Consider the following 25,914-nt stretch of genomic DNA (forward strand, 5'->3'; position numbering starts at 1 on the left):
TAGTCCAGGTCATCGCACTTCGGTGGGTTCATGGGCATCACCCCCTTTGGAGAAGCTTGGCTAAGCACTCTCCTCCTAGCACACAGAAGAATGTCCAGTCAACTGCAACTGCGTAACTCCTAACCCGGTGACCGGCATCTCGGTGGTGCTGCTGGGGGCTTTGCTCAGCGTGCCCATAGCAGCGTTTGTAAAGATTCTGCTACACGACTACTACCTGCAAAGCCGCTTCTACCGGGAAGGCTAGGGCCAGTGCCCGCCCTCCTGCAAGGCCCGGGTAAACCAGGCCGGAACCTCTGGGCCAAAGCGCTGTCGGGCAAACTCCAGGGCAAAAGCCCCGTAGTCGCCAGAGCGGATGGCCTGGCGGGCCGTGGCCATCAGGCGGTGCAGGTAGCGCAGGTTGTGCAGCGAGATCAGGCGGGGGGCCAGCAGTTCCTCGGCCCGCACCAGGTGGCAAAGATAGGCCCGGCTATAGTGCTGGCAGGCGTAGCAGTCGCACTCGGGGTCGATGGGCTGGGGGTCCTCGAGGTAGCGCGAGAGCTTAAGGTTGAGCCGCCCCTGGGGCACCAGGGCGTAGCCAAAGCGGCCCGTGCGGGTGGGGTAGACGCAGTCGAACATATCCACCCCCAGCCCCACCGAGGCCACCAGGTCCTCGGGGTGGCCCACCCCCATCAGGTAGCGGGGCTTGGCCTCCGGGAAGAGTTCGGTGGAGAGGGCCACCGCCGGGTACATCCCCTCCTTGGGCTCGCCCACCGCCAGCCCCCCGATGGCGAAGCCGGGGGTGTCGAAGCTTCGGGTGGCCAGGGTGCTCTGGCGGCGCAGGGCCAGGTCGGTGCCGCCCTGGGCGATGGCGAAAAGGGCCTGGTCGGGCCGGGTCTTGGCCTTCAGGCAGCGCTCGAGCCAGCGCAGGGTGCGCTCTAGGGAGTCCTTCAGGTAGGACGGGCTGGCCGGGTAGGGGGGGCATTCGTCGAAGGCCATGATGATGTCGGCCCCCAGGGCTTCTTGTACCTGGATGCTCTTCTCCGGGGTGAGCTCGAGCAGGTCGCCGTTGAGGTGGTTGCGAAAGACCACCCCCTCTTCGGAGATTTTGCGCAGCTCGCCCAGGCTCATCACCTGGAAGCCGCCCGAGTCGGTGAGCCAGGGGCCCGGGTAGGCCGCGAACCGGTGCAGCCCGCCCAGGGCCTGCACCCGCTCGGGGCCGGGGCGCAGCAGCAGGTGGTAGGTGTTGGCCAAAATAATCTGCGAGCCAATCTCCACCAGCTCGCGGGGGGTGAGGCCCTTGACGCTGCCCAGGGTACCCACCGGCATAAAGAGCGGGGTTTCTGTCGTGCCGTGGGGCGTCTGAAAAAGCCCGGTGCGGGCCCGGCCAGACTGGGCGGTGATGGCGAACTCGAACACCAGGGTATTTTCCGGCCAGAAGGGGCCAGGCGCAACCCTAGTTGGCGGTACAGGTACTGGGGGCCTGGCAGCTAAAGGTGCGGGCCTCTTCCAGGCTGGGGCCATCGTAGCTGGTCTCGAGCCCCTTGCCCAGCACCTTGAACCCGGCGGCAACCCTGCTCTTGCCGTTGATGCCGGTTTTGAGGCCGGCAGTGCCGCTGTTGCCGTTCAGGGTCAGGTTGATGAAGGGGCGGGCCTCGAGGCTGGGCCCGGCCACCCCGTAGAACTTGACATCCATCACCAGCCCGGCAAAGGCGTTGCCCGAGCCCTGTACCGGAACCGAGTAGTTGAAGGTGGGGTTGAGGGTAAAGCTGGCCGCGAAGGTATTGTTCCACCCGGCGTTGGTGGTGCGGCTGCGGTTGTAGTCGAGCTCTACATTGGTGGTGAAGGTGGGGGCGATGCCCACCGTAACCGTCACCTTGCCACTGGCGTTGCTGCTCACCCCAGCAATCAGCCTGGGCTGCAACACCACCACCACCGGCACGCTGCCCACCACAAAGGCCCGCTTGATGTTCCAGGAGGCCAGCTCCTTGTTCAGGCTAAAGGGGCTATAGCTGGCGTTGGCCTGGATAGTAGCGGTGAGGCTGGCCTTGAGGGCGCCGCCCATACCCGCCTTGAAAAGCTCCAGGCTGCCATTGCTGAACTTGAGGTCGAAGCGGGGCTTGAGGGTCTGTTCGATGAAGCCATTCAGGGTGACGCTGCCCCCGGGTACCCCAGGGATATCGAATTTGACGTTGGTCAGGTTGATGCGCCCGGTGAAGTTTTGCACGCTGACGCCGTCCAGGGCCTGTACCAGGGTGGCCTCGCCGATGGTCAGGTCGGTCTCGAGGCTCACGTTGCCCGAGGCGATGGCCTCCTCGAGGGAAGCCTCAACGGTTTTGATATAAACCTTGCGCACCGCCTGGCTAAAGACGCCACTGCCCCCCACGAACTGGGTGGAAACGCTGCTAACCTTGCGCAGCAGACCCTCGTTGCAATTGCTGACCAGCACATCGCCCGATTCGGCGCTGAAGCTGCTGTCGGTGACCACTACAGTATCTGAGGCCACCTCGGTTTTATCGGGGTCGAGTACCCTAAGCCGGCTTACCGGCGTGAGGCTGCCGCTTACGCTGCCCTGCTCGGTCACCGGGTTGCAGACCTGGGCCTGGGGGCCCGGGGGGGTGCAGGCGGCCAGCCCTAGCCCGGCCAACCCAAGCACCAGCCAACGGGTCATGGTACCGCCTCCATCCAGGTCTCGGCCACATCCCGCACCTGAGCGGCGCTCAGGTAGGCCTGGGTGTGCCGGTTGAAAGCCTCGTTGCTCAGCTTACCCCTGAATAGCTCGCGGTTGGTGGTGGGGGTATCGGTGTACAAAAGGCGGAAGCGCGAGGGCCCCAGAGGCGGCACCACCAGGTAGGTGGCCTGGCCCTGGGCGTTGCGGTCGGTGGCCAGGGGGAGGGTGTGGCGGCCCGCAGGCAACTGCACGTTGCGCTCGAGCACCACCGTGGTTCCATCGCTGTCCATGGTGACCAGGGTCACGTAGCCTGGCTGGCTCAGGGTGAAGCTGAAGAACACCCGCTCGCGCAGCCGGTACTTGCCCCCTTCGCCCCGGTCGGGGGCAAAACCACCGATGATGGGTTGCAGACCCCACTCCCGGCGCTGGTTTTCGCTAATTCCTGCTTGGGGGGCACAGGCCGAAAGGAGGAGTACAAGGGCCAGAAGGGCAGACCTCATCCCTCAAGTCTACTCCGGCTTACCTGAGCCAGTGAACAAGGGCTGGATTAAGAAGGGCTTTAGGGAAGATACTGTGCGGCGTGGAGCGCTACGTTTTGGTGATGCTGGGCGGAGCCCTGGGGGCGGCGCTGCGCTACGGGCTGGGGGCCTGGGTGCAGGCCTGGGGTGGGCCGGGGTTTCCCTGGAGCACCTTTTTTATCAACCTGAGCGGCAGTTTTGTGATGGGTATTGTCTTGCGGCTCAACCTCGAGGGGGCCCTGAGCCCCGAGTGGCGGCTTTTCCTGGCGGTAGGGGTGCTGGGGGGGTACACCACCTTTTCCACCTTTAGCTTCGAGACCCTCACCCTGGTGCAGCAGGGCGAGTGGTTGCGGGCCTTGCTGTATGTGGGGGGCAGCGTGCTTTTGGGTTTCTTGCTGGTCTGGGTGGCCTATAGCTGGGCCGGGAGGTGGACATGAAGCTGCGGGGCGAGGCCAAGCTGGTGCGCATCTTTTTGGGTGAGTCGGACAAGTGGCAGGGGCGGCCTTTGTACGAGGCCATCGTGCTCGAGGCCAAGCGGGCCGGGCTGGCTGGGGCCACGGTTTTCAAGGGCTTTATGGGTTTTGGCGCCCACTCCCGCATCCACACCGCCAAAATCCTGCAACTCTCCGAAGACCTGCCAGTGCTAATCGAGCTAGTAGACAGCGAGGAGAAAATCCAGGCCTTTTTGCCCACCCTCGACCAGATGGTGCGCGAGGGCCTGATCACCATGGAGAAGGTCGAGGTCATCCAGTACCGCTCGCGCTAGGGTTTTGTGCCCCTGCTTACCGGTGGATGGGCCGGGGGCGGCTATCCTGCGGGTATGTTTGGCCACTTTTTCAAGCCCAAGACCCACGACGCCCACCGCGTGCCCCCGGGGCAGGTGCTCACCGAGAAGTTTCCGGTGCTGACCTATGGCCCTACCCCCGCGCTCAGGCTCGAGGAGGTGCGCCTCGAGGTCAAAGGCCAGGTAGAAGAAGCTAAAACCTTTAGCTGGGCCGACCTGATGGCCCTGCCCCAGTCCGACCTGACCGCCGATTTCCACTGCGTGACCCGCTGGAGCAAGCTGGACGTAGAGTGGCGGGGGATTCGCGTGCTGGACCTGATGCAGCAGATTCGGCTCAAGCCCCAGGCCAAAGCGGTGCTGGTGCACTGCTACGGCGGCTACACCACCAACCTGAGCCTGGACGACTTTCTGCTCGAGCACAACCTGCTGGCCCACACCCTTTTTGGCCAGCCCCTGCCCCGCGAGCACGGCGGCCCGCTGCGCCTGGTGGTGCCGCACCTGTACGCCTGGAAGAGCGCCAAATGGGTGCGGGGCTTCCAGTTTTTAGACCGGGAGGAGCTGGGCTTTTGGGAAACGAACGGCTACCACCGCCGGGGTGACCCCTGGAAAGAGGAGCGTTTTAGCGATTAGCGGCCCCTGGGTATACAATGCCCCCGTGGAGTGGCAAACCGGGTTAATCCTGTTGTTGGCCTATGGCTTTGGAGCGGTTCCTGCGGGGGTCTGGGTGGCCCGATTGTATGGGGTGGATATCCAGAAGGTGGGCTCGGGCAATACCGGGGCCACCAACGTTTTGCGTACCCTGGGGGCAGGGCCAGCGCTGGCGGTGGCGGCCTTCGACGTCCTTAAGGGGGGTATAGCGGTGTGGATTGCTCGTGGGGTGGGCCTCGAGGGGCCCCTCTTGGGGGGGGTGGCCCTGGCTGCGGTGCTGGGGCACAACTACTCGGTCTTTTTGCGCTTCACTGGGGGTAAAGGGGTAGCCACCAGCTTTGGCACCTTGCTTTTCCTCGACCCCTGGGTGGCCTTGCTGACCTTCCCGGTGGGCGTACTGACCATGTGGCTGACCCGCTATGTCTCGGCTGGAAGCATGGTGGGGGGGCTGGCCGCGGTGGTGGTGGCGGTTGCTTCGGGGCGGCCAGCCTGGGAAATTCTGACGGTGCTGGCCTTGGCGCTGCTCATCTTTTGGACCCATCGCGAGAATATCCAGCGCCTGCAGGCGGGCAACGAGCGGCGCTTTGGCGAGAGGGTCGAGGTTGGCCCACCAGGAAACCAGCGCTAAAACCTAACTTGGTGCAAAATTTGGTTGTTTTCCTGGATTTACCGGATAGACTGGCAAGCATGCAGGCGCTGCGCCCGGAGCCAGCTGGAGAGATTCGCCGTGTAGCCTACATGGGCGGTTTGTTGCTAGCCATCCCGGTGATTCTGGCCACCTGGCTGGTGCAGTACGAACAACCGTTTGTTCGCTGGGTGTACCCCTGGTTTGCGCTCTTGTGCTTCCAGTGGGCCTGGCGACTACAGCGGAAAGGCGATCTTTCACGAATCGAGGCCGAGGTGCTTTGGAGCGTGGGGGTCTTGTTTCTGCTCAAGATGGCTCACGGCTTTTTCTGGGGCGATCTAAGGGCTAACTGGGTGGAGATCGAGGGGAGCTACTGGGTCATGGCCTTTGTGATGATACTGGCCTACATCGTCTTCCCCCCTCGGCAGGGCTTTTGGTTTAGTCTGGCCTTAATGCTGGTGACCCTACTGCTGGGGTTGTTGCGCCTGGTGCCCGAGGTTTTAGCCGGCAACCACCAGCAGGAGTTTTTGGCCTTTTTGCGGGGCCAGATGCGCTTGGTGGCGATGGGCGGGTTGTTGTATTTGCTGGCCCTGCTCAAAGACCATCTGGCCCATGCCCACCAACAAGTGGCCCAGATGCATATTCTGGCCCGCACCGACCCCCTAACCAATCTGCCCAACCGGCTGGCCCTAAGCGAACGCTTAGAGGCCGAATCCCAACAGATGCACGGCCTCTATGTGGTTTTGCTGGACATCGATCGCTTCAAGCAGATCAACGACCGCTTTGGCCATGCCGTGGGCGATGAGGTGCTCAGAGAGGTGGGCCGCCGTCTGCGGGGTTCGCTGCGTAAGGACGATATGCTGGGGCGCTGGGGTGGTGAGGAGTTTATGATCATCCTGCGGGGGGATAGCCAGCACGACGTGCTGGCCGCAATGGAACGCCTGCGCGAGGACATAGTTTTCTGGCCTTTTGAGGGGGTGGGGACGGTCTCGGCCAGCTTTGGGGTGGCCGAGGGCCACCTGGGGGATAGCATCCACCATCTGCTAGAGCGGGCTGACCGGGCTTTGTACCAGGCCAAGCAGCTGGGCCGCAACCGGGTAGAGCTGGCCTTGGGGTAGGGTTTACCTCGAGGCCGTCTCGGTTGGCGGGGGCCCTACCAGGTACACCGCCTGCCAGGGGCGGAAGTTCGAGTGGAGTTCGTCTACCTGAATAGCCCCGCCGGGGCGGGTGATCCGGCGGGTGATGCGGGTGCGGAAGCCGTCCACCGCCCAGTCTACCTGTTTGACCTCCCCCGGGGGCAGGCTAGGGTCGGGGATGTACTGCGGGGGCGGGTGCGGGGTGCGAGAGAGGATGACGGGTTTGGAGACCTCTACTTTGCGTCCATCGGGAATCCCGTAGAGGCGCACGGTATGGGTAGTGGGGGTAACGCTGCTGCGTACCACCAGGGGGCCGGGGGTATCGTTTTGGGCCCGCAGGTTTAGGTAGGGCTGGTAGACCGCCGCGTCGAAGCCCACGATGTTGTCGTACCAGCGTACCCGGTAGGCGTGCGGGTTACGCTCGAGGATAGGTAGCCCTGCCCGATAAAGGGCCCGAAAAGCGGTGGTTGAGACTTGGCAAACCCCACCCCCCACCCCCTTGAGGGTACGCCCCCCGGAGATAACCAGGGCCTCCTTGAAGCCATTTTCTGGGGTGATCTGGCCGATGGCCTGGTTGAAGTCGAAGACCCCTCCTGGAGGTACCACGTAGCCGTCGAGATTCCGGGCGGCGGCGTGTACGTTGGCCACCCGTTCGGGGCTCGAGCCTGCGTAGTAGGTGGTGGCCTCGGCCAGCAGCACCAGCGCCTCGGCTTTGGGTAGGTTGGCGGCGCGCACCTGGGGGGCCTTGGGCACCACCTGCAGCCGGAACTCGTTCAGGTCGGGGCGCAAAAGGCCAAGCTCTAGCTGCTTGCGGCTTTCTGTCTGGTTGAGCTTCCACCCCTCTACCTCTGGACGCACGGCTAGCGTTCCTTCGGCTCCCAAAACGTAGCGGGCATCCACCGGTTGCCGGTCGTAGCGCCGGGCTATCTGGGCTAGGAGCTGGTTCAGGGCCTGGGTGTTGAGCTGTACCTCCTTCTGCACGCTGAGGAGGCGGGCCACCTGTTCGGCCATTAGGGTGTGGCGGTGGGTCTTTCCACCAGGCTCGGGGTATAGCAGGGTGATGGGGCGCAGCAGCTCGTTGGCTTTTCGGGCTACCGCTTCTAGCATGGGGGCGGTCAGGCGGGGCGGGATGCTTCGGGGAAAGAACTCCAGCACCTCCTGTTCGGGGTGCTGAAGGTAGGTTTGCATGGCGCTTTGAACATCCAATTGCCAACCGGCTTGTTCAGGCAGCACCAGGTACTGCCCTTTTTGGTAGACCACCCGGGCCTCGCGGGGAGGGCGCTCGAGGGAGCGGGCGATGGCTTGAAGGCGTTGCCCCAGCGTATCTTGGTTTATACGGGGTACTAGGGGTACGCTGACCTGGCCCCGCAGGGCCGCGATACGTTCGGTCAAACGGCGGCGCCCCACGGCAAAAGCCCTTTCGGCAGTGGCGTGGGGGTCGGGGGCCCAGCCCAGCTCGGCGGCGGAGACCTCGAGGGTTTGCCCTCCGGCCTTGAGGATGAGCCGGGGCGGGGGGGTGTTTTGTGTGGCGGCGGCAATCTTGGCGGCGGCTTCCTCTAGGGTTAGGCCCCCCAGTGCTATCCCGGCGGCCTGCACCCCGGGGTAGATGCGCTGGTGGTGGTAAAGCCCGAAGGAGATCCAGCCTAGCCACAATCCACTGAGAATGCCCAGACCCACCCACCATGCACGCTTCATCTAGCCTCGAGTATAGCCACGGGGTACGCAGGAAATGTGAAGTTTTCTGGGGCTTGAGCCCAGGAAAGGAGCAAGTTAGCATGCCGGTATGCTCCTGTGTGGCCGCGTGCACACCCTCACGGCGCAAGAAGAGGCCGAGGCGGTTTACCTGGAGGGTGACCACATCGTCGAGGTAGGCCCTCGGGAAGACCTGCAAGCCCGCTTTCCCGGGGCCCGGCGCCTGGTCTTCGAGCAGATTACCCCGGGGCTGCACGAAGCCCACGCCCATCCCCAGCTATGGGGGCTCCAACTAGAGAGCCTCGACCTGGAAGGTCTAACCGAGCCTCAGGCGGTAGCCCAGCGGGTGGCGGAAAAGGCCCGCACCCTGCCTCCGGGTACTTGGATTCGCGGGGCGGGGTATCTGTTCCAGGCCTACCCCAGCCGCGAACTGCTTGACGCGGCAGCCCCACACCACCCGGTATTTTTGCAAAGCCGCGACCTCCACTCGGCTTGGGTTAACCACCGGGCACTAAAGCAGGCTGGCCTAGGGGCCCACACCCCCGACCCACCAGGAGGCCGGCTGCTGCGGGATGAGGTGGGCGAGCCTACCGGCTACCTCCTGGAAAACGCCCAGACCTTGGTTTCAGCGGCTATGCCCCCGCCGGGGCTGGCCGAGCTCGAGCGGGGCCTGGCCGATCTGGCCCGCCGGGGGTATACCGCGGTGCACCACATGGGCTGGTGCCACTACAGCCTAGCAGAGCAGCTGGCCTTCTCGGGGCGGCTTCCGGTGCGGCTGTGGTGGGCCTTGGACCGCGACCATTGGCGCCAGGTTCAGCCCGGCTGGCGGGGGGATCGGCTCGAGCTGGCCGCGGTCAAGTTCTTTGCCGATGGGGCGTTGGGCAGCCGCACCGCTTGGATGGTTGCGCCCTACCCCGACGGCTCGCAGGGTCTGCCGCTTGACCCTCCCGGGCTTATCGAAGAGGAGGGCCGGGCGGCGTTGGAGGCTGGCTTTGGCTTAGCGGTGCATGCCATCGGCACCCAGGCGGTGGAGCGGGTGTTGGAGGTTTTCGGCCGCCTGTCGGCAAAGAAGTCTTTCCGCCCATTGCGCCTCGAGCACGCCCAGCACGTGCGCGATCAGGCCTTGCCGCGCTTTCGGGGCCTGGCTGCGGCCCTTTCTTTGCAACCCATGCACCTTTTGGGCGATGCAGAGCTGGTGCGTTTTCACCTGAAGGGCTACGAGCACGAGGCCTTCCGCCTGCGTGACCTCTGGAATACGGGCCTGCCGGTGGCCTTTGGCTCCGACGCCCCAGTAATGAAGCCCTTGTTCGAGTTAAACCTCCAAGCGGCGACCCACCACCCCTTGAACCCAGGGCAAAACCTTGCCCCAGCCGAGGTCTTATGGGCTCATACCCGGGGGGCGGCCCTGGCTGCGGGCTGGCCTCAGCACGGCCTGATCCGCCCAGGAGCCCCTGCCGACCTAACCTTGTGGGAAGGCGGACGTCCGGTGGGGCGGGTTTTTGCCGGGAGGCTCGAGGTCTAGTGGTGCGGGTATTGGGCATAGACGGCGGGGCTAGCAGCACCAAGTGGATGGTGCTGGATGGGGAAGGTCGGGTGGTGGCCCAGGGGCGTGCGGCGCCCATCATCGGGCATTTGTTCAACGAGGATATGCGCGTGCAGGTGTGGGCCGCGCTGGACTTACTCCTATCGGAGACCCGAGCCTACACCCCGGAGGTGGTGGTGGCGGGTATCACGGGCCTGGACGCAGACACCAGAGAAGCCCAGCAGATGGGTGAGTACATCGGGCGGGGGTTGGGGCTTTTGCCAGGGCGGGTGTGGGTGTTCAACGATATGGACCTGGCCTACCGGGCCCACTTTGTCCCAGGAGGGGGGATTGTCCTCTATGCCGGCACAGGTTCGGTAGCCTACCATGTGGCCCAGGATGGCCGCGTTTACCGGGCTGGGGGGCATGGCTATCTAATTGGGGATGAGGGGGGTGGCTTCTGGATAGGCAAGACCGCGCTGTGCCAGGTGCTAAGCTGGCACGATACCGGCCTGGACACCACTCCCCTCCCACTAGCCCAGCACCTTTACCAGGCGCTGGGGGGGCGCGACTGGCCGTGCATCCGTGCGTATGTGTATGGGGGCGGGCGGCAAGCGGTGGCCGCGTTGGCCCCGGCAGTGGGCCGGGCTGCCCAGGAGGGCGACGAGGCCGCAGCCCAGATTCTCCTCCAGGCGGGGCGTGAGCTGGCCGATCTGGCCCTGACCTTGCGTCATCGCCTGGGGCCGCTGCCGGTGGTGCTGTGTGGGGGTGCTTTGCAGGTGAGCCCGCTCATCGAGCAGGGGGCCAGAGAACGGATTGAGCTTACGGTTCAGTATGCCTCGAGCGCCGAGGCGGCGGCCCGTATGGCACTGGAGATGCTTTTGTCTGGAGGAAAATAATGGCTAGTTGTGTGGCTGCGGCTTGTGATGGAGCATTATGAGCAGAACTTCCCTGACTACCGAGCAGATTAGCGAAGCCTACCACGACCTCGATACCCGCCCTACCCTAGAGGTCGTGCAGACCCTGGTGGACGACCAGCTCCAGGCTCTCCAGGCGGTGCAAAAAGCGTTGCCCCAGATCGCCCAGGCCGTGGAGCAGGCCACCGCGCGACTGCAGGAAGGGGGACGGCTCATCTATGTGGGTGCGGGCACCAGTGGGCGGTTGGGCCAGCTCGATGCGGCTGAGTTACCCCCTACCTTCTCCTGGCCACCCGAGCGGGCCTTGGCCTGCATGGCTGGGGGGCGGGAGGCCTTTTGGCGGGCGGTGGAGGGGGCTGAGGACGATTTTGCCGCAGGCGAGCGCGACCTGCAGGCGCTAGGGGTGGCCTCGAGGGATGTGGTCATCGCCATTGCTGCCTCGGGTACCACCCCCTACCCCTTGGGGGCCCTGGCCGCAGCCCGCCAGGTGGGGGCTCTTACCATCGGCATGGCCAACAACCCCCACACCCCCTTGGTGCAACAAAGCCAGGTGGGCATTGTGCTGGAGACCGGCCCCGAGGTGATCTCCGGCTCCACCCGGCTCAAGGCCGGTACTGCCCAGAAAATTGCCCTAAACGCTTTTTCTACCGCTCTGATGGTGCGCTTGGGTAAGGTGTACGGCAACCTGATGGTGGATGTGCAGGCGACCAATGCCAAACTGCGAAGCCGGGCGGTGCGGTTGGTGGTGGCTGCTACCGGAGCCACGGAGCCTCAGGCCCAGGCCGCCGTGGCGGCCTGCCAGTACCAGGTTAAGACCGCCATCGTCATGCTGTGCAAGGGCCTGGATGCTGAGGCAGCCCAGGCCCTGTTGGCGCAGGCCGGCGGGAATGTGCGGCAGGCTTTGGCCCTTTAGCGTCGCCGGTTTTTCTGCAGGAAGTGGGTGAGGGCCTCTCCAGCGTTGCGCACGTGGGTGCGCATGGCCGCTTCGGCAGCCTCGGGGTTTTTAGCCTGCACGGCCTCGAGGATGGCTTGGTGTTCGGCCCGCGACTGGGATAGACGCCCAGGAATGGCCGCTGAGCTGTTGATAAGCATGCGAATCTGGCCGTCGATGGTCTCGGCGGTAGCCAACAGGCGCCGGCTGCCCGAGGCCTCCCAGAAGCAGCGGTGGAAGGCTAGGTCGAGGTCGCCGTAGCTTTCCATATCCCCTCTTTCCGCGGCTTCGCCCTGCTTCTGGAAAAGCCGCTGCAGCTTCCGTAGCAAGGCTTTGCCGTTGTTCTCTACGGCTAGTCGGGCGGCCAGTCCCTCCAGCACCTCGCGTAGGCTGTAGATTTCCCGCACGTCTTCTAAGCTGGGTTCCAGCACGAAGTAGCCCCGGTGAGGTATGGCCACCACCAGCCCTTCCCGCTCGAGGGCGCTCAAGGCTTCCTTGACTGGGGTAGGGGAAAGGCCCAGGTCCTCGGCCAGCACCCGAACCACCAGCTTTTGTCCGGGGGGGATTTTGCGCCCCAGAATAGCCTGTCGCAGGGCCTTATAGGCCTCGCGGTTCAGGGTGGTACGTGCTAGGGTCATAGTCTTTCGTTCATATTAGCACATTGACCACAAAAGATTTTAGATATAAAATCTTCTGAAAACCCAAGGAGGAATCGGTGGCGCATAGAGCTTTAGCCCACAAAATCACCGACGATGTGGCCGTGGCGGTAGCCGATCTAAAAGCGGGTGAGGAGCTGCTTATCCATAGCCTGGAGGGCGGTAGGCCGCTCAAGGTCAGACTGCTGGAGGATGTTCCCCTGGGCCACAAGCTGGCCCTTAGGGACCTGCCCGTGGGGCATGTGGTCATCGAGTATGGTGAGCCGGTGGGCCAGACCACTCAGGCCGTGCGCAAAGGCGGGTATGTGCACGTGCATAATCTGCGCACCCTACGCTGGAACTATGGCCAGCCCCAAAAGCCAAAAAGCGCCAAGAAAGGGGGGAAGTGATGGCCCGCAAGAGCGTAGCCAAAGTTCTTTCCCTGACCGGCTACCGCCGCCCCAACGGGAGGGTGGGGGTACGCAACCATGTACTGGTGCTGCCGGTGGACGACCTCTCCAACGCCGCCGCCGAGGGGGTGGCCCGGCTCATCAACGGGGCCATGGCCCTGCCCCACCCCTATGGGCGGCTGCAATTTGGTCAGGACTTGGAGCTCACCTTCCGCACCCTTTCGGGCCACGGAACCAACCCCAACGTATACGGGGCGGTGGTCATCGGCATCGAGCCTAAATGGGCCGAGCGGGTGGCCTCGGCCATCGCCCAGAGTGGGAAGCCAGTAGAGACTTTCTCCATCGAGCGCCACGGCGACCTCAACGTGATCAATATGGCTTCGCGGGCTGCCTACCGGATGGTGCAGGAGGCTTCCGAGCTCAAGCGAGAGCCCATCGAAGTATCGGAGCTGGTTCTTTCCATCAAGTGCGGCGAGTCCGACCCCACGCTGGGTCTGGCTGGTAATAAGGCCCAGGGCCAGGTGGTGGACCGGCTGGTGGATATGGGGGCCTCGGTTATCTTTGGCGAGACCTCCGAGCTTACCGGGGGCGAACACCTGATCGCCAATCGCTGCGCTACCCCGGCCCTCAGGCGCCAGTTTATGCAGATGTACAACGATTACATCCGCATGATCGAGGCTCAGGGAGTTGACCTGTTGGGCTCCCAGCCCACCGAGGGCAATATCCGCGGGGGTCTTTCGACCATCGAGGAAAAGGCCCTGGGGAATATCCAGAAGACCGGTAGCCGCCCAGTGAACGCGGTGCTGGATTACGCCGAGCCGGTGCCGCCTGGCCAGGGGCTGGTTTTCATGAACAGCTCCTCTGCCGGGGCTGAGCAGGTAACCCTGTGCGCGGCGGCGGGCAGCGTGCTGCACTTTTTCACCACCGGGCAGGGTAACGTGGTGGGGCACCCCATCATGCCGGTCATCAAAATCTCCCCTAACCCCATTACCTGCGGCACCATGAGCGAGCACATCGACGTCAAGTTGCCGGATTTGCTGGTGGGCGAGATAGGCCTCGAGCAGGCTGCCGACCGGATTATGGAGGTCTTTGTGCGTACCGTCAATGGGCGTCTGACGGCTGCCGAGCTGCTGCGGCACAACGAGTTTGTGCTGACCAAGCTGTACCCCAGTGCCTGACATGATCGTGGTTTGCGAGTTTATCAGTCCCAGTGGGTTGCAGCGCCTCCGGCAGGCGGGGATGGAGGTTTACTACGACCCCCAGCTCTGGCAAGACCGTCCAGCCCTGAAGGCCCGGCTGGCCCAGGCTACTGCCCTGGTGGTGCGCAACCAGACCCGGGTGGATGCCGACCTGCTCAAGGCCGGGCCGCACCTGAAGGTGGTGGGGCGGCTGGGGGTGGGGCTGGACAACATCGTTCAGCCCGACTTGGAAGCCGCAGGGGTGGCGCTTTACTACCCTAGAGGGATCAACGCCAACGCCGTAGCCGAGTATGTGCTGGCCGCCCTGTTGCACCTCGCGCGCAACCTGGTTGGGGCTGCGGCCCACGTGGCCCAGGGGGGCTGGAACCGCACGGCCTTTGGCGGTTTCGAGCTTTCGGGTAAGACCTTGGGGCTGATTGGTTTGGGGGAGGTAGGGCTTAGGGTGGCCCGGCGGGCTCGAGCCTTCGGCATGCAGGTGGTGGCCTCCGACCCCATGCGCCTGCCCTGGGAGATGGCCGTGGAAGACCTGGAGATTCGCCTAGTCTCCACCCCCGAGGTGCTTCGCTCGGCCCAGTTTTTGTCGCTCCATGCCCCCCTTACCCCCGAGACCCGGGGCTTGATCCGGGCCGAGACCCTGGCCCTCATGCCCCGGGGTAGCTACCTGATTAACACCGCCCGGGGCGAACTGGTGGAGGCCGCCGACCTGGTCGCTGCGCTTCGCTCGGGGCACCTGGCGGGGGCGGTGCTGGATGTGGTGGACCCCGAGCCCCTGCCTGCCGAGCACCCTTTGCGGGGTGTGGATAACCTGTGGATAACTCCCCATATTGCTGGTCTGAGTGCCGAGGCCCAGGAGGCGGTGAGCCTGCGGGTGGCCGAGGGGGTTTTGCATCTGTTGGGGGTTGCATGAGAATCGCCTATCCCGAGTTAGAGCGGCAGCTCTGCGCCCACTTCCAAGAGCTGGGACTGGTGCCCGAGGGGGCCCGGGCCATGGCCGAGGTGATCCTCGAGGCCGAGCTCGAGGGCAACCGGGGCCACGGCCTAACCCGCGTTGCCCAGTACACCCAGCAGCTCCGGGCCGGGGGGCTGAACCCCCAACCGCGGATGCACCTCGAGCAAACCCGGCCCAGCGTGGCCATTCTCCATGCCGATGGGGCCCCTGGGCCAGTGGCTGGCCTGCGGGCGGTAGAGGCCTTGGTTCCCATGGCCCGTTCCCAGGGCAGTGGGGTGCTGGCGGTGCGCAATGCGGGGCATGTTGGGGTGCTCTCGGCCTATGTGAGCCGGCTAGCCCAGCAAGGGCTGGTGGCCTTGGCCTTTGCCAACACCCCGCCAGCCCTTGCGCCGGGGCCGGTCTTGGGCACCAATCCCATCGCTTTGGGCGCCCCAGCCCATCCTCAGCCGGTGGTGGTGGATGCCTCCCTTTCGGTAGTGGCCCGGGGTAAGATTATCGCAGCAGCAAAAAAGGGAGAGCCCATTCCTACAGGCTGGGCCCTCGACAAAAGAGGCCAGCCAACCACCCAGGCCCAGGCTGCCCTGGAAGGCTCGCTGTTGCCCATGGGTGGGGGAAAAGGGCTGGCCTTGGCGGTACTGGTGGAGATTCTGGCGGGTGCTTTGGCGGGGGATGTGCTTTCCCTCGAGCTACCCCTGCCCTGGATGCCGCCCGAGCAGGCCGCCAAGCCGGGGCTTTTGTTAATGGCCTTTGATCCGTCGTCTTTTGGCCACCACTACCCCGCCCGGGTGGCGCAGCTCATCCAGGCGCTGCAGGAAGCGGGGGGCCGGGTTCCCGGGGCACGCCGGGCCGCTTTGCGGGAGAAAGCCCTGCGGGAGGGGGTGGAGGTGGAGGAGAGCCTGCGGGTCGAACTTGGCGAACTTGGTTTGCACATAGAAGGAGGAAACCCATGAGGAAGATGGTTTGGCTGATGGTAGCTTTGTTGGTGATGTCGGTGGGCCTGGCCCAGCAGACCCGGCTGCGGGTGTTTGTGGGCGGGCAGCAGCGCCCGGATGTGATGCGCAAAATCTTCGACCTTTACCAGTCGCGTAACCCTGGGGTCCGGGTGGATGTGGAGGTCGGGGGCGCGACTTCCGATCAGCAGCAACAGTACCTCACCACCGTGTTGGCCTCGCGCGATCCCAGTATCGACGTCATCCTAATCGACGTTATCCGTCCCGCTCAGTACCTGGCTAGCCGTTGGGCCGACACCCTGGACAAGTACCTTCCGGCGGCCTCACGCCAGAGCCTTTTACAGCAGTATCTGCCCGCCTACTCCCAGGCCAATGTCATTAACGGCCAACTGGTGGCCCTGCCTGGGTTTGCCGATGCTATGTTCTTGTACTACCGGGCCGATCTGCTGGAAAAGTACGGTTTCAAGCCCCCCACCACCTGGGATGAGGCCATTCAGCAGGCCCAGACCATCCTGCAACGGGAGAACAACCCCAACCTCAACGGCATCGGCTTTATCGGTGCACCGGTTGAGGGAACGGTGTGCACCTTCCTCCTGCCCATCTGGGCGGCGGGGGGCGATGTGACCAACGCCCAGGGCCAGTTTGCCCTTACCGTGGAGCAGGCCCAGCGGGCCCTGCAGTTCTGGGTGGGCCTGATGGATCAGCGGGTCTCGCCGCCCAACATGGCGGAAAAGCCCCAGGACACCATCCGCAGCGAGATGCAGGCGGGCCGCTGGGTCTTCGGTACCCTGTTCGCTTATGCTTGGAATAGATTCCAAAACGATGCCGATAGCCAAGTCAAAGGCAAGATCGGGGTGGTGCCCCTGCCGGCCTTCCCCGGAGGGCGCCAAGCCAGCTGCCTAGGAGGCTGGCAATGGGTAGTCTCCGACTTCAGCCGCAACAAGGCCCAGGCCCACAAGCTGGTGCGCTTCCTGAGCAGCCCCGAGGTCTCCAAAATCTTGGCCATCGAGGCCTCCAACCTGCCGGTCTTCCCCGCGCTTTACCGCGATCCGGATATTTTGCGGGTAAACCCCTGGTTCGCCCAGGCCCTACCGGTGGTTCAGGCTGCCCGGGCCCGTCCCCAACACCCTCGCTATGCGGAGATTTCCGAGGTCATCCGGGTGACCACCAACCAGGTGTTGGCCCGCCAGAAGACCCCAGAGCAAGGGGCGCGGGAGATCGTAAGCCGCTTGCAGGCCATTTACGGAGGGCGCTAGCCATAGGCTCGTTAGGCCGCTCAGTGAGGGGTGGGAGCCGCTTGGCTCCCGCTCCTCTACCGAGCGGAGCCCCATGCGGATGGCCGAAACAGCAAAAATAGGCCACTGGAGGTGTGCATGACGCAGCCTAAGTATCGCCGCAGCTTCGGTGACCTGAGCGAGCGGGCCCTGGCCTTCTGGCTCTTGCTCCCCGCAGCTATGTTGTTGGCCTTGGTGGCTTTGTACCCAGTGGCCCGCCTGATCTACACTAGCCTTTTCCGCCGTCGCCTGACCGATGAAACCGGTCTTAGTCCGGTCTACGTGGGCCTATCTAACTTTGCTCAGGCCCTATCCGATGAGCGCTTTTGGACAGCTTTGTGGAATACCTTACTCATCGTGTTGGTTACGGTGCCGGGGGCTTTGCTGGTGGGGCTTTTGCTGGCTTTGCTGGCCAACCTTCCCTTTCGGGTCAAGTGGCCAGTGCGACTGGGGTTGCTTCTGCCCTGGGCCTTGCCGCTGGTCTTCGCCGGTCTGATCTTCCGCTGGTTCTTCGACAGCCAGTACGGGGTGGTCAACGATATTCTAGTACGCCTGGGGGGGGAACGCTTGTTGTGGATTACTACCCCTGACCTACTTTTCTGGGCCATCTGTATCAGCATTATCTGGAAGAGCAGCTCTTTTGTGGCCCTGATTCTGCTGGCTGGTTTGCAGGTTATCCCTAAGGAGCTTTATGAGTCGGCAGCAGTGGACGGGGCCAACCGCTGGCAGAGTTTCTGGCGCATCACCTTGCCCTTGCTGACCCCGGCTATCCTGGTTGCAGCCATTTTTCGTACCATCACCGCCTTTCAGACCTTCGATATCCCCTATGCCATGCAGAACGGGGGTAGCGCCTTCGAGACCCTGGCCATGTATGTGCGCACCACCAGCATCGAAAACTTGAACTTCGGTTATGGCTCAGCCCTAGCGGTGCTGATGTTTCTGATTAGCTTCGCGGTGACCTTGGTTTACTTGCGCTACGTGCGTGGAGCTGAGGATTGAAGGGGGCGTATGCGGCTCAGTACTCCACGCATCTGGCTTTGGCTTGCAGCGGCCATCGTAATGGTCAATGGGTTTTTCCCAGCAGTTTGGATTCTGCTGACCTCCTTCAAAACCGAAGGAGAGCTGACTCAGATACCCATCACCTGGTGGCCGGAGAACCCCACCTTGCAGAACTACATCCAAGCCTTTACCGGTGCTCCCATCGGACGCTACTTCATCAACAGCCTGATTGTGGCGGTAGGAGCTACGCTTTTGTGCGTGTTCGTCTCGGCTTTAGCAGCTTATGCCCTGGCCCGTCTGCGCATCCCTTACAAGACCCTGATTTTCTCCCTTCTGGTAGGGGTTTCCATGTTCCCTACCGTCACCTTGCTTTTGCCCTTGTTCGAGATGGTCCTGGCTTTGGGTTTGCGCAACAACTACATTGCCCTGATCCTGCCCCACGCGGCCCTTTCCATTCCCGTGGCCACGTTGGTGCTGGTGAGCTTCTTCCAGGGTATTCCCAGGGATTTGGAGTCGGCGGCCATGGTGGATGGCTGTACCCGGCTGGGGGCTTTATGGCGGGTGGTGGTGCCCCTTTCGGCTCCGGGAGTGTTCACCGCTAGCATCCTGGCTTTTGTCAATAGCTGGGACGAGTTTTTGCTGGCCCTGACCCTGATGCCTTCCCAAGCCATGCGTACCCTGCCAGTGGGGATTCAGTTTTTGCAGGGGGAGTACACCTTTCCCTGGCCGCTCATCTCGGCAGCGCTAGTGATTGCTTTGGTTCCGGTGGCCCTGGTGATCGCCATCTTCCAGGAGCGGGTGGTGGGCGGCCTGACTCAGGGTGGGGTAAAGGGTTGAAGGAGCTTCATAGGAAAAATCGGTGAGAATATCTTTATGCGCGTGCTAAGGATTGGTCTGGTGCCCATTGTGCGCCCCCTTTTCCGGGGTGCCCATTTGGGCTTCGAGCACACCGCCCGGCAGGCCCTAGAAGCCCTAGGCCCTCGCCTAGGCTTCGAGCTGGTCTATCTAGCTGAACCGGTGGCCGATGCTCTCCAGGCCGAGGCCGCAGCCCGGGCGGCCCAGGGGGCTGGCCTGGATTTCCTCTTGCTGCAACAGGTGACCTTTGCCACGGGCGAGGTATTGCGGCCTTTGCTCGAGCTGCCGCTTCCCCTGGGGCTGTGGGCCCTGCCCGAGGTGTGGGAGAGTGGGCCGCTGCCACAAAACGCCCTCTGTGGCCTCAACCTGGGGGTTTCTTTGGCTTCCCGGCCCACCAAGTGGTTCTACGGTACGGTGGAGAACACCTGGTTCCAGACCCGCTTGAAGACCACCTTGGAAGCTTTACGCGGGGCCAAGGCCCTGCAGGAGGGACGGGTGCTGTGGTTGGGGGGGGCTGCCCCCGGCTTTTTTGCCTTTGAAGCCCTACCTGAGACCGGCCTGGTGGTAGAGAAGGCCGGACTAGACGAGCTTTGGGTGGCGCTGGCGGCGGTCTCGGAGGAGGAGGTGGCCCAGCGGGCGGCGGGATTGAAGGAGCTTTCCGAGTACCCCCCTGAAGCGCTGCAACAGAGCGTTCGCCTCGAGCTGGCCCTAGAGAAACTGGCCCGGCCCTACGCCGGAGTGGCCCTGCGGGAGTGGCCGGAAATTCCCGAGCGAACCGGGGTGATGCCCTATGCAGCCATGGCCCGCTTGAGCGATCAGGGGTATACCTTGGCCCCCGAGGGCGATCTGATGGGGCTTGGTAGCATGTTGGCCCTGCAGGCCATCTCCGGTCAGCCGGCGCTTCTGTTGGACATCGCCCACCTTTCCTCCAAGGGGGTCATGCTCTGGCACGGGGGGGAGGCTCCCCAGGCTTGGGCGGCGGGCCCCACCCGGCTGATACCGCATTTCAACCGTCGGCTGCCCGCGGTGCGGGATATGGCCCTGCGGCCCGGGCCGGTGTGCGGGCTGCGCTTGCTGCCGGGGCGGCGGGTGGTGGTGTATGGGGGGGTTTTGACTGGGGAGAAGGGCTATGAGGGGGACTCGAGCTGGTTTACCCAGACCACCTGGGCGGGCTGGCCCCTAACCCCCCGCCAGTTTGTGGCAAGCTGGCTGAACCACCGCCTGCCCCACCACTTGGTTTTAGGGATGGGGGCCTACCAGGAGGCCCTTTTGGAGATGTGCGCCTGGTTGGGCCTAAAGGTGCTGCCCGCTTTGCCAGAGGAGAATCGGCTGGTATGGTGAAGGTTCTTACGGTGGGCTGGGCCAACCTGGACCAGCGTTTTTACATAGAGGAGTTTCCTCCCAGCCAGAGTCGCACCGGGGTACGGGCCTACCGCGAGACCATTGGGGGACCGGCGGCGGTAGCGGCAGTGGCCGCCGCCCGCTTAGGGGCCGAGGCCCACCTGGTGAGCCGCCGGGGGGAGGATGCCATGGGCGAGCGTTTGCAGGGGATGCTCGAGGCCGAAGGGGTCAAAACCCACTTCCAGCTTGGCTCGGCTACACCCGTTTCCGCGGTGCTGGTTACGCCGGAGGGCGAACGCTATATCTTCCCCTACCGGCCTGCGCTGCCCGAGGAACTTGTGCTGAGCGAGGAGCGGTTGCTAAAGGGGGTGGGAGCGGTGCTTCTGGATGGGCGCTGGGCCTCCGCCGGCTATGGCCTGGGTCAGGCTGCAAGAGCGCGCGGAATTCCAGTTGTGCTCGACCTTGACCGTGACCGTGATGAGGATTGGATGCTGACCCAGGTGGCCACCCATGTGGTAGCCTCGGAGGAACTGGCCCAGAAGAAAGGGGGGGTGGAGGCCCTCCTGGCCCAGTTGCAAGCGCTGGAGGTTTTTGCCGCCGTAACTCTGGGCGCTGAGGGAGTCGCGTATGGGGGAGGGCAGTTAGCGGCCCACAAGGTACACGTGCGTGATACCACCGGAGCGGGGGATGTGTTTCACGGCGCCTTTACACTGGCGATTGCCGAGGGCAAGGGTAGTGTGGAGGCCCTCGAGTTCGCTACGGCGGTGGCAGCCCTGCACTGTGCCCAAGGCACCCCGCCCTGCCGGGCTGAGGTGGGGGTTTTTTTGGAAGGCGGAGGGCATGGGCTACTTTGAGGCGCTGCGGGCCTGCTGGGGGCCAGGGCCGCTATTGATGGTGGGGGCAGGGGTTTTGCTTTTGGATCAGGAGAATCGGGTACTGCTGCAACAGCGCACCGACTCCCAGGACTGGGCCACCCCTGGGGGAGCCTGCGAGTTGGGCGAGAGCCTCGAGCAAACTGCCCGCCGCGAGCTTTGGGAAGAGACGGGCCTCGAGGTAGGCGAGCTGCGCCTGTTCACCTTGCTTTCCGGCCCGGAGTACTACTACCGTTACCCCAACGGCCACGAGGTCTACTACGTTTCGGCCCTCTTCCTGGGACGCTACCAAGGTGAGCCTTTGCGACCCCAGCGCAGCGAGACCCAGGCCCTGGCCTTCTTTTCTTTGGATACCTTGCCCCCCTTGCAAGGCCCGGTGAACCGGCAGGCCCTAGCGCTTTTATACCAGGCTTGGCGACGGGGGGCGTTGTGAGGCCACCTTTTGTTGAACTCTTCGGAGAATATATACATGCTCTTCCGGAGCGGTATCAGGCCAGGTGGCCCAGCCCATTTGCCTCGAGTAGCTCCTTCACCATTACCTTCTCCCCCCGCTTGACCGAGATCTCGGCAGCTACGCCCACCACCACGCTCCAGAAGCCTTCCTCGGGGGTGGCCGCACCGGAGGGCTGGCCGTCCATGGCCTCGATAAAGCGCAGGTGCTCGTAGTAGGTGGCCCCGCTGTGGCCGGTCTCCTCGATGAGGGCCGGGTAGCTGGGGGTCATGGTGCGGGAGGTGCGGTCGGGGAGGCAGATGACCTCGAGGTAGTTCTCCCACTTGGAGTAAGCCTGGCCGTTCACCCCCTCGCTGGCCTTGAGGCGGCCTTCGTCGCCGCAGATGACCAGCTCCTCGTAGACCATGGGGGCAAACATGCACAGATTGAAGTTGGCCCGCACCCCGTTGGCGTACTCCACGATGACGAAGGCGTTGTCCAGGATGTCTGCGCGCTCGCCCTGGTACTCGAAGTCTTTGAAGTTGACTGCCTGGCTGCCCGAGGCGTACACGCTCACCGGGCGCGACTCAGCGAACAGGTTGAACAGGTCGAAGTAGTGGCAGCACTTTTCTACCAGCGTTCCGCCGGAGTATTTGGAGAACTTGTTCCACTGCCTGACCTTGTCCAGAAAAGGCTCGCGGTGCTCGAGGATGGTGAGGGTCTTGATCTCCCCCAGGCTACGCCGCACCTTGGCCTCGTGGATGGCCTCCACATAGATGGGCTTGTAGCGGTACTGTAGCCCGATTTGCAGTACCTTGGGGTAGTTTTGCGCGATCTGCCATATCTCGTAGGCGTCGGGGATGTTGGTGGCCATGGGCTTTTCCAAAAGGATGTGCTTGCCCGAGGCTACCGCCACCTTGAGCACCTCGAGGTGGGTGTGGTTGGGGGTGCAGATAATCAGCCCGTCCACGGCCGGGTCGTGGCAGGCCGCCTCGAGGCTCTCGTACACCACCAGAGGCTCCTGGGTGAACTGGGCCTTGATGCGCCGGGCGGCCTCCACGCTGCTGGGGTTGGGGTCGTAGACCCCATGGATGGTGCAGCGGCCCTCGAGCAGGGTAACCTTGATGTGCTCCTGCCCGTTGACCCCCACCCCAATCACGTTGAAGCGGTACTTGAGAGGGCCGGGGTTCATCAGGAAGCGGTCTTCCAGGGGGATATAGGCGAACTTAGGGCTCAGGGCGTGCAGCCGGTTGGCGAACTCCTTGTTGCGTTGCATATTTTTAGATTATAAATCTAAAATCTGACCGAGGGGTTAGAATCGGGACACAGGAGGTCGTATGCCCTACATCCTTGCCCTCGACCAGGGAACCACCAGCAGCCGGGCAATCGTGTTTGACCTGGAAGGCCGGCCCCAGGCCATGGCCCAGCAGGAGTTCATGCAGCACTTCCCCCAGCCGGGCTGGGTGGAGCACGACCCCATGGAAATCTGGCAGACGCAGCTCCAGGTGGCCCGCGAGGCCATCCAGCGCGCGGCCATACCGCCCAGCGAGATTGTGGCCCTGGGCATCACCAACCAGCGCGAGACCACCGTGCTGTGGGAGCGGGCGACCGGCCGACCGGTGCACCGGGCCATTGTCTGGCAGGACCGCCGCACCGCCACCATCTGCGACGAGTTGCGCCGGGCGGGCTACGAGGAGGTCTTCCGCCAGAAGACCGGTTTGGTGCTAGACGCCTATTTTTCCGGGACCAAAGTAAAGTGGCTGCTGGAAAACGTGCCGGGGCTGCGGGAGCGGGCCGGCAAGGGGGAGCTGTGCTTTGGCACCATCGATAGCTGGCTCATCTACAACCTGACCGGCGGCAAAGTCCACGCCACCGATGTCTCCAACGCTTCGCGCACGCTGCTGTTCAACCTGCATACCCTGCGCTGGGACGAGCATCTGCTGGGCATCCTGGGCATTCCCAAAGCCCTGCTGCCGGAGGTGCGGCCCTCGGCGGGGCTGTTGGGCGAGAGTGTTCCCGAGCTTTTGGGGGCGGCCATCCCCATCAGCGGGGTGGCGGGCGACCAGCAGGCGGCCTTGTTTGGCCAGGCCTGCTTCACCCCCGGCATGGCCAAAAACACCTACGGTACCGGGTGCTTCCTGTTGATGAACACCGGGGGCGAGCAGGTGGCCTCCCAGCGGGGTCTCCTGACCACGGTGGCCTGGCAGCTAGAAGGGGAAAAGGCTGAGTATGCCCTGGAAGGCTCGGTGTTTGTGGCTGGGGCGGTGGTGCAGTGGCTGCGCGACGGCCTGGGTATAATTCGACACTCGAGCGAGGTGGAAAGCCTGGCGGCCAGGGTTACGAGCACCGATGGCGTGTATCTGGTTCCCGCTTTTGTGGGGCTGGGCGCGCCCTACTGGGATGCCTATGCCCGTGGAACGCTGATCGGCCTGACCCGTGGAAGCACCGCAGCCCATATTGCCCGGGCAGCCCTGGAGGCCATTGCCTACCAGAGCCGGGATGTGCTCGAGGCCATGGAGGCCGACTCGGGGCTGCGGCTTTCCGAGCTAAGGGTGGATGGCGGGGCCAGCACCAACGACCTTTTGATGCAGTTCCAGGCCGACATCCTGGGTACCCCGGTGGTGCGGCCCCAGGTGACCGAGACCACCGCTTTGGGGGCGGCTTACCTGGCCGCGGTGGGGGTGGGCCTGCTCACCCGGGAGCAGATTGCCCAGCGCTGGGCAGTGCAGAAGCGTTTTGCGCCGGCCATGCCTGAAGAAGCGCGGCAGCGGCTTTACAACGGCTGGAAAAAAGCGGTGGAACGGGCCAAACACTGGGCGGATGGCTGAATACACCAGAAGACCGGGGCCAGCCTCCGCAGCCTGGTGAGGAAGTATGGCGTGAACGGTGGAACAGCCTTGGGTGCAAGGGGAGCCCCTCGTTATTGATGGGGCCAGGGCGGAGTGATGCCTTTGGTCGTTATTTGTTGACCAACCATGGTCATATACCATTGAATGGGGTTGGCAATGTCTAAGGCTTCCGTTGGGAGCAAGAAGCTGGTCAACATCGCTGAGGCCAAGGCCCAGCTCTCCCGGTTGGTGGAACGCGTCGAGCGGGGGGAGATCGTCCTTATCGGGCGGTATGGCCGGGTGGTGGCCAGGCTGGTACCTCCCGAGGCCCCTCCCAAGCCCAGGCGGGTGCTGGGGGTCTGGAAGGGGCAGATCTGGATTGCCCCGGATTTCGACCAACCCGAAGCCGAGGTGGCCCGGCTGATGGAGGAAGGCCCGGTTGAACCTGTTGCTCGATAGCCACATCGTGCTGTGGTGGCTTTCCGACGACCCGCGCCTCTCTCGCAAGGCCCGCCGGTTGATTGAGCGGGCCGACGAGGTTCTTGTGAGCGCCGCGACCACCTGGGAGCTGGCGGTGAAGGTTTCGCTGGGCAAGTTGCGGATGCCGGAGGGTTTTCTGGAGGTGGTGGAGCAACAGGGGTTCACCCATCTGCCCATCACGCCGCTGCACGCTAGGGCCGTGCAAGGCCTGCCATGGCATCATCGCGACCCCTTCGACCGCATTCTGCTGGCCCAGGCCACCGTCGAGGGGTTAGGGCTGGTGACTGCAGATGAAGCGCTGGCTCCGTATGGAAGTTTGGTGATCAGGGTCTAAAGAGTCCATTGCGGCTTTGGTGACGCTAGGCCCTTGTTTGGAACATTGGCGCCGCGATGCCCAACACTGCCAGATGCACTCTATAAGTCACCAGTTTCTGTGGGGCTTATTTGTTGAAGGTAGCTGTATATTCGCAGATCCTGGTATCGCCCGTGGCGGAGTACCGCCTCTCGCATAAGTCCCTCCTGAACAAAACCTACCCCTTCAAGGCAACGGATCATGGCATGGTTAGTAGCCAGGCAGTTAGCCCCCAAGCGATGGAGCCCCCAGTCATGGCAACCTAGCTGAATCAGACAGCGGAGCGCGGCCTGGCCTAAGCCAAGTCCCCGCAAATCGGGCTCGCCTATGAGCAGGGCAATTTTTGCGGCCCGGTTTTTCCAGTCAATGTGTTCTAGAAAGAGCAAACCTGCATCGCGATTCTGCTCCAGGGCTTTCACCACGTATAGCTTGCGGTCATCGCGACCCAGCCACTTCTTGAGCAGATCCTGCACCTCGCTGAGGGAATACCCCAGGAAGGGTTGGAGGATGGCGTACTCCACCACCTGCGGCTCGGCATACCACCTCTGGATTACAGCGGCATCGCTAAGGTCGACAGGCCGCAGGTGCACGCGCTTCTGACTAAGTACACTCACGATAGACTTTTACAGTGGGAAACTTTCGGTACATTGAGTTGAGCCAAGAAGAGGATGAACAACTGCGGGCTATCGAGCAAAGCCCCCACATGAACAAGAAGGTGAGGCTGCGCAGTCAGATGATTCGGTTGTCGAACCAGCGTTGGGAGATGAGTCGGATTGCCGGGTATGTCGGATGCCACGTGCGGACGGTTGGCGCAGCGCTGAATGCCTGGGTAAGCCGGAAGTTCGAGGGACTGGCGGATCGTCCCCAGAAAGGCAATCGGCGCAAACTCCACGCAGAGGCCTTGCAGTTTATGCGGGATA

The 25,914-nt window shown here is 63.6% G+C and carries 29 protein-coding genes; 22 read left to right on the forward strand and 7 right to left on the reverse strand.

The genetic code is table 11. The features are described 5' to 3' along the window. Positions 1 to 240: 240 nt before the first annotated feature. The 3 genes from tgt to G552_RS0108595 are packed head-to-tail and all read right to left on the reverse strand — an operon-like array spanning position 241 to position 3,147. Positions 241 to 1,395, reverse strand: coding sequence for a tRNA guanosine(34) transglycosylase Tgt (tgt, locus tag G552_RS0108585; RefSeq protein ID WP_027882670.1), 1,155 nt, complete (start codon positions 1,393 to 1,395; stop codon positions 241 to 243). A gap of 37 nt (positions 1,396 to 1,432) precedes the next feature. Then, entirely contained in the window at positions 1,433 to 2,647 is a 1,215-nt protein-coding gene (locus tag G552_RS0108590; protein WP_036270521.1) for a hypothetical protein, read from the reverse strand. Next, entirely contained in the window at positions 2,644 to 3,147 is a 504-nt protein-coding gene (locus G552_RS0108595) for a DUF4384 domain-containing protein (RefSeq protein ID WP_027882672.1), read from the reverse strand. Before G552_RS0108595 ends, G552_RS0108590 begins: the two co-directional genes overlap by 4 nt. Before the next feature lie 80 nt (positions 3,148 to 3,227). Between G552_RS0108595 and crcB the strand changes: the two genes are divergently transcribed. The 5 genes from crcB to G552_RS0108620 are packed head-to-tail and all read left to right on the forward strand — an operon-like array spanning position 3,228 to position 6,340. Next, positions 3,228 to 3,602, forward strand: a complete 375-nt coding sequence (gene crcB, locus G552_RS0108600; protein ID WP_027882673.1) for a fluoride efflux transporter CrcB — start codon at positions 3,228 to 3,230, stop codon at positions 3,600 to 3,602. After that, positions 3,599 to 3,931: a DUF190 domain-containing protein gene (locus G552_RS0108605; RefSeq protein WP_027882674.1), complete on the forward strand. Its 333-nt coding sequence runs from the start codon at positions 3,599 to 3,601 to the stop codon at positions 3,929 to 3,931. Before crcB ends, G552_RS0108605 begins: the two co-directional genes overlap by 4 nt. A gap of 54 nt (positions 3,932 to 3,985) precedes the next feature. After that, positions 3,986 to 4,579 carry a sulfite oxidase-like oxidoreductase gene (locus G552_RS0108610; protein ID WP_027882675.1) on the forward strand — a complete coding sequence of 198 codons (594 nt, stop codon included), beginning with the start codon at positions 3,986 to 3,988 and terminating at the stop codon, positions 4,577 to 4,579. Positions 4,580 to 4,604: 25 nt separating this feature from the next. Beyond that, positions 4,605 to 5,225, forward strand: coding sequence for a glycerol-3-phosphate 1-O-acyltransferase PlsY (gene plsY / locus G552_RS0108615; RefSeq protein WP_027882676.1), 621 nt, complete (start codon positions 4,605 to 4,607; stop codon positions 5,223 to 5,225). A gap of 59 nt (positions 5,226 to 5,284) precedes the next feature. Then, positions 5,285 to 6,340, forward strand: coding sequence for a GGDEF domain-containing protein (locus G552_RS0108620; RefSeq protein ID WP_027882677.1), 1,056 nt, complete (start codon positions 5,285 to 5,287; stop codon positions 6,338 to 6,340). 3 nt (positions 6,341 to 6,343) lie between these two features. Here the strand turns inward: G552_RS0108620 and G552_RS0108625 are convergent, their stop codons facing one another. Then, on the reverse strand, positions 6,344 to 8,053 hold the full coding sequence (locus G552_RS0108625) for a VanW family protein (protein WP_027882678.1): 1,710 nt from the start codon (positions 8,051 to 8,053) through the stop codon (positions 6,344 to 6,346). Between the two features lie 88 nt (positions 8,054 to 8,141). On the opposite strand from G552_RS0108625, the gene G552_RS0108630 reads away from it, so the two are divergent. Genes G552_RS0108630 through murQ form a run of 3 tightly spaced genes read left to right on the forward strand, consistent with a single transcriptional unit; the run spans position 8,142 to position 11,402 of the window. Continuing rightward, positions 8,142 to 9,572, forward strand: coding sequence for an amidohydrolase (locus G552_RS0108630; RefSeq protein WP_027882679.1), 1,431 nt, complete (start codon positions 8,142 to 8,144; stop codon positions 9,570 to 9,572). A 2-nt stretch (positions 9,573 to 9,574) separates the two neighbouring features. Beyond that, entirely contained in the window at positions 9,575 to 10,471 is an 897-nt protein-coding gene (locus G552_RS0108635) for an N-acetylglucosamine kinase (RefSeq protein ID WP_245575158.1), read from the forward strand. 37 nt (positions 10,472 to 10,508) lie between these two features. Beyond that, positions 10,509 to 11,402 carry an N-acetylmuramic acid 6-phosphate etherase gene (gene murQ, locus G552_RS0108640; protein WP_027882681.1) on the forward strand — a complete coding sequence of 298 codons (894 nt, stop codon included), beginning with the start codon at positions 10,509 to 10,511 and terminating at the stop codon, positions 11,400 to 11,402. Here murQ and G552_RS0108645 read toward each other — a convergent pair. Further along, positions 11,399 to 12,058, reverse strand: coding sequence for a GntR family transcriptional regulator (locus G552_RS0108645; RefSeq protein ID WP_027882682.1), 660 nt, complete (start codon positions 12,056 to 12,058; stop codon positions 11,399 to 11,401). The two genes, murQ and G552_RS0108645, sit on opposite strands and share 4 nt — an antisense overlap. Positions 12,059 to 12,135: 77 nt before the next feature. Between G552_RS0108645 and G552_RS0108650 the strand changes: the two genes are divergently transcribed. The 10 genes from G552_RS0108650 (at position 12,136) to G552_RS0108695 (ending at position 21,337) form a co-directional block, all read left to right on the forward strand. Then, positions 12,136 to 12,465 (forward strand): UxaA family hydrolase, encoded by a 330-nt coding sequence (locus G552_RS0108650; RefSeq protein WP_027882683.1) that lies wholly within the window; start codon positions 12,136 to 12,138, stop codon positions 12,463 to 12,465. Next, positions 12,465 to 13,643, forward strand: coding sequence for a UxaA family hydrolase (locus G552_RS0108655; protein ID WP_027882684.1), 1,179 nt, complete (start codon positions 12,465 to 12,467; stop codon positions 13,641 to 13,643). Before G552_RS0108650 ends, G552_RS0108655 begins: the two co-directional genes overlap by 1 nt. A 1-nt stretch (position 13,644) precedes the next feature. Further along, complete coding sequence (locus G552_RS0108660; protein ID WP_027882685.1) at positions 13,645 to 14,571, forward strand: hydroxyacid dehydrogenase; 927 nt, start codon at positions 13,645 to 13,647, stop codon at positions 14,569 to 14,571. Further along, positions 14,568 to 15,563: an Ldh family oxidoreductase gene (locus G552_RS0108665; protein ID WP_027882686.1), complete on the forward strand. Its 996-nt coding sequence runs from the start codon at positions 14,568 to 14,570 to the stop codon at positions 15,561 to 15,563. The genes G552_RS0108660 and G552_RS0108665 overlap by 4 nt, the downstream gene beginning before the upstream one ends. Next, positions 15,560 to 16,819 carry an ABC transporter substrate-binding protein gene (locus G552_RS0108670; RefSeq protein ID WP_027882687.1) on the forward strand — a complete coding sequence of 420 codons (1,260 nt, stop codon included), beginning with the start codon at positions 15,560 to 15,562 and terminating at the stop codon, positions 16,817 to 16,819. Before G552_RS0108665 ends, G552_RS0108670 begins: the two co-directional genes overlap by 4 nt. A gap of 117 nt (positions 16,820 to 16,936) precedes the next feature. Then, the gene (locus G552_RS0108675) at positions 16,937 to 17,836 is read left to right on the forward strand and encodes a carbohydrate ABC transporter permease (protein ID WP_027882688.1); all 900 of its coding nucleotides are present in this window, start codon (positions 16,937 to 16,939) and stop codon (positions 17,834 to 17,836) included. 9 nt (positions 17,837 to 17,845) lie between these two features. Continuing rightward, complete coding sequence (locus G552_RS0108680) at positions 17,846 to 18,673, forward strand: carbohydrate ABC transporter permease (protein WP_027882689.1); 828 nt, start codon at positions 17,846 to 17,848, stop codon at positions 18,671 to 18,673. A 36-nt stretch (positions 18,674 to 18,709) separates the two neighbouring features. After that, positions 18,710 to 20,032: a fucose isomerase gene (locus G552_RS0108685; RefSeq protein WP_027882690.1), complete on the forward strand. Its 1,323-nt coding sequence runs from the start codon at positions 18,710 to 18,712 to the stop codon at positions 20,030 to 20,032. Further along, positions 20,026 to 20,886: a PfkB family carbohydrate kinase gene (locus tag G552_RS0108690; protein ID WP_027882691.1), complete on the forward strand. Its 861-nt coding sequence runs from the start codon at positions 20,026 to 20,028 to the stop codon at positions 20,884 to 20,886. Before G552_RS0108685 ends, G552_RS0108690 begins: the two co-directional genes overlap by 7 nt. Further along, a complete protein-coding gene (locus G552_RS0108695; protein WP_027882692.1) occupies positions 20,873 to 21,337 on the forward strand; it encodes an NUDIX hydrolase in 465 nt (154 codons plus the stop codon). Before G552_RS0108690 ends, G552_RS0108695 begins: the two co-directional genes overlap by 14 nt. A gap of 55 nt (positions 21,338 to 21,392) precedes the next feature. Here G552_RS0108695 and G552_RS0108700 read toward each other — a convergent pair whose 3' ends face one another. Continuing rightward, entirely contained in the window at positions 21,393 to 22,610 is a 1,218-nt protein-coding gene (locus G552_RS0108700) for a Gfo/Idh/MocA family protein (protein WP_027882693.1), read from the reverse strand. A 61-nt stretch (positions 22,611 to 22,671) separates the two neighbouring features. On the opposite strand from G552_RS0108700, the gene glpK reads away from it, so the two are divergent. From glpK to G552_RS0108715, 3 genes are all read left to right on the forward strand, one after another. Next, the gene (glpK, locus tag G552_RS0108705; protein WP_027882694.1) at positions 22,672 to 24,162 is read left to right on the forward strand and encodes a glycerol kinase GlpK; all 1,491 of its coding nucleotides are present in this window, start codon (positions 22,672 to 22,674) and stop codon (positions 24,160 to 24,162) included. Between the two features lie 177 nt (positions 24,163 to 24,339). After that, positions 24,340 to 24,621 (forward strand): type II toxin-antitoxin system Phd/YefM family antitoxin, encoded by a 282-nt coding sequence (locus G552_RS0108710; protein WP_027882695.1) that lies wholly within the window; start codon positions 24,340 to 24,342, stop codon positions 24,619 to 24,621. After that, positions 24,602 to 24,976, forward strand: coding sequence for a type II toxin-antitoxin system VapC family toxin (locus tag G552_RS0108715; protein ID WP_027882696.1), 375 nt, complete (start codon positions 24,602 to 24,604; stop codon positions 24,974 to 24,976). Before G552_RS0108710 ends, G552_RS0108715 begins: the two co-directional genes overlap by 20 nt. 80 nt (positions 24,977 to 25,056) lie before the next feature. Here the strand turns inward: G552_RS0108715 and G552_RS15850 are convergent, their stop codons facing one another. Next, positions 25,057 to 25,608: a GNAT family N-acetyltransferase gene (locus tag G552_RS15850; protein WP_051195755.1), complete on the reverse strand. Its 552-nt coding sequence runs from the start codon at positions 25,606 to 25,608 to the stop codon at positions 25,057 to 25,059. A gap of 14 nt (positions 25,609 to 25,622) precedes the next feature. On the opposite strand from G552_RS15850, the gene G552_RS0108725 reads away from it, so the two are divergent. After that, the coding region (locus G552_RS0108725) for a helix-turn-helix domain-containing protein (RefSeq protein WP_027882697.1) at positions 25,623 to 25,914 on the forward strand (292 nt) is incomplete at its 3' end.

Source organism: Meiothermus rufus DSM 22234 (genome assembly GCF_000423425.1).
Lineage (GTDB): Bacteria > Deinococcota > Deinococci > Deinococcales > Thermaceae > Meiothermus > Meiothermus rufus.

What these genes read in the sequence shown, in the direction of transcription:
- G552_RS0108590 (WP_036270521.1), bottom strand. Translation starts at nt 2,647, where the DNA reads ATGACCCGTTGGCTGGTGCTTGGGTTGGCCGGGCTAGGGCTGGCCGCC.
- G552_RS0108595 (WP_027882672.1), bottom strand. Translation starts at nt 3,147, where the DNA reads ATGAGGTCTGCCCTTCTGGCCCTTGTACTCCTCCTTTCGGCCTGTGCC.
- G552_RS0108605 (WP_027882674.1), top strand. Translation starts at nt 3,599, where the DNA reads ATGAAGCTGCGGGGCGAGGCCAAGCTGGTGCGCATCTTTTTGGGTGAG.
- G552_RS0108610 (WP_027882675.1), top strand. Translation starts at nt 3,986, where the DNA reads ATGTTTGGCCACTTTTTCAAGCCCAAGACCCACGACGCCCACCGCGTG.
- G552_RS0108620 (WP_027882677.1), top strand. Translation starts at nt 5,285, where the DNA reads ATGCAGGCGCTGCGCCCGGAGCCAGCTGGAGAGATTCGCCGTGTAGCC.
- G552_RS0108625 (WP_027882678.1), bottom strand. Translation starts at nt 8,053, where the DNA reads ATGAAGCGTGCATGGTGGGTGGGTCTGGGCATTCTCAGTGGATTGTGG.
- G552_RS0108630 (WP_027882679.1), top strand. Translation starts at nt 8,142, where the DNA reads ATGCTCCTGTGTGGCCGCGTGCACACCCTCACGGCGCAAGAAGAGGCC.
- murQ (WP_027882681.1), top strand. Translation starts at nt 10,509, where the DNA reads ATGAGCAGAACTTCCCTGACTACCGAGCAGATTAGCGAAGCCTACCAC.
- G552_RS0108645 (WP_027882682.1), bottom strand. Translation starts at nt 12,058, where the DNA reads ATGACCCTAGCACGTACCACCCTGAACCGCGAGGCCTATAAGGCCCTG.
- G552_RS0108655 (WP_027882684.1), top strand. Translation starts at nt 12,465, where the DNA reads ATGGCCCGCAAGAGCGTAGCCAAAGTTCTTTCCCTGACCGGCTACCGC.
- G552_RS0108660 (WP_027882685.1), top strand. Translation starts at nt 13,645, where the DNA reads ATGATCGTGGTTTGCGAGTTTATCAGTCCCAGTGGGTTGCAGCGCCTC.
- G552_RS0108665 (WP_027882686.1), top strand. Translation starts at nt 14,568, where the DNA reads ATGAGAATCGCCTATCCCGAGTTAGAGCGGCAGCTCTGCGCCCACTTC.
- G552_RS0108670 (WP_027882687.1), top strand. Translation starts at nt 15,560, where the DNA reads ATGAGGAAGATGGTTTGGCTGATGGTAGCTTTGTTGGTGATGTCGGTG.
- G552_RS0108675 (WP_027882688.1), top strand. Translation starts at nt 16,937, where the DNA reads ATGACGCAGCCTAAGTATCGCCGCAGCTTCGGTGACCTGAGCGAGCGG.
- G552_RS0108680 (WP_027882689.1), top strand. Translation starts at nt 17,846, where the DNA reads ATGCGGCTCAGTACTCCACGCATCTGGCTTTGGCTTGCAGCGGCCATC.
- G552_RS0108685 (WP_027882690.1), top strand. Translation starts at nt 18,710, where the DNA reads ATGCGCGTGCTAAGGATTGGTCTGGTGCCCATTGTGCGCCCCCTTTTC.
- G552_RS0108690 (WP_027882691.1), top strand. Translation starts at nt 20,026, where the DNA reads ATGGTGAAGGTTCTTACGGTGGGCTGGGCCAACCTGGACCAGCGTTTT.
- G552_RS0108695 (WP_027882692.1), top strand. Translation starts at nt 20,873, where the DNA reads ATGGGCTACTTTGAGGCGCTGCGGGCCTGCTGGGGGCCAGGGCCGCTA.
- G552_RS0108700 (WP_027882693.1), bottom strand. Translation starts at nt 22,610, where the DNA reads ATGCAACGCAACAAGGAGTTCGCCAACCGGCTGCACGCCCTGAGCCCT.
- glpK (WP_027882694.1), top strand. Translation starts at nt 22,672, where the DNA reads ATGCCCTACATCCTTGCCCTCGACCAGGGAACCACCAGCAGCCGGGCA.
- G552_RS0108710 (WP_027882695.1), top strand. Translation starts at nt 24,340, where the DNA reads ATGTCTAAGGCTTCCGTTGGGAGCAAGAAGCTGGTCAACATCGCTGAG.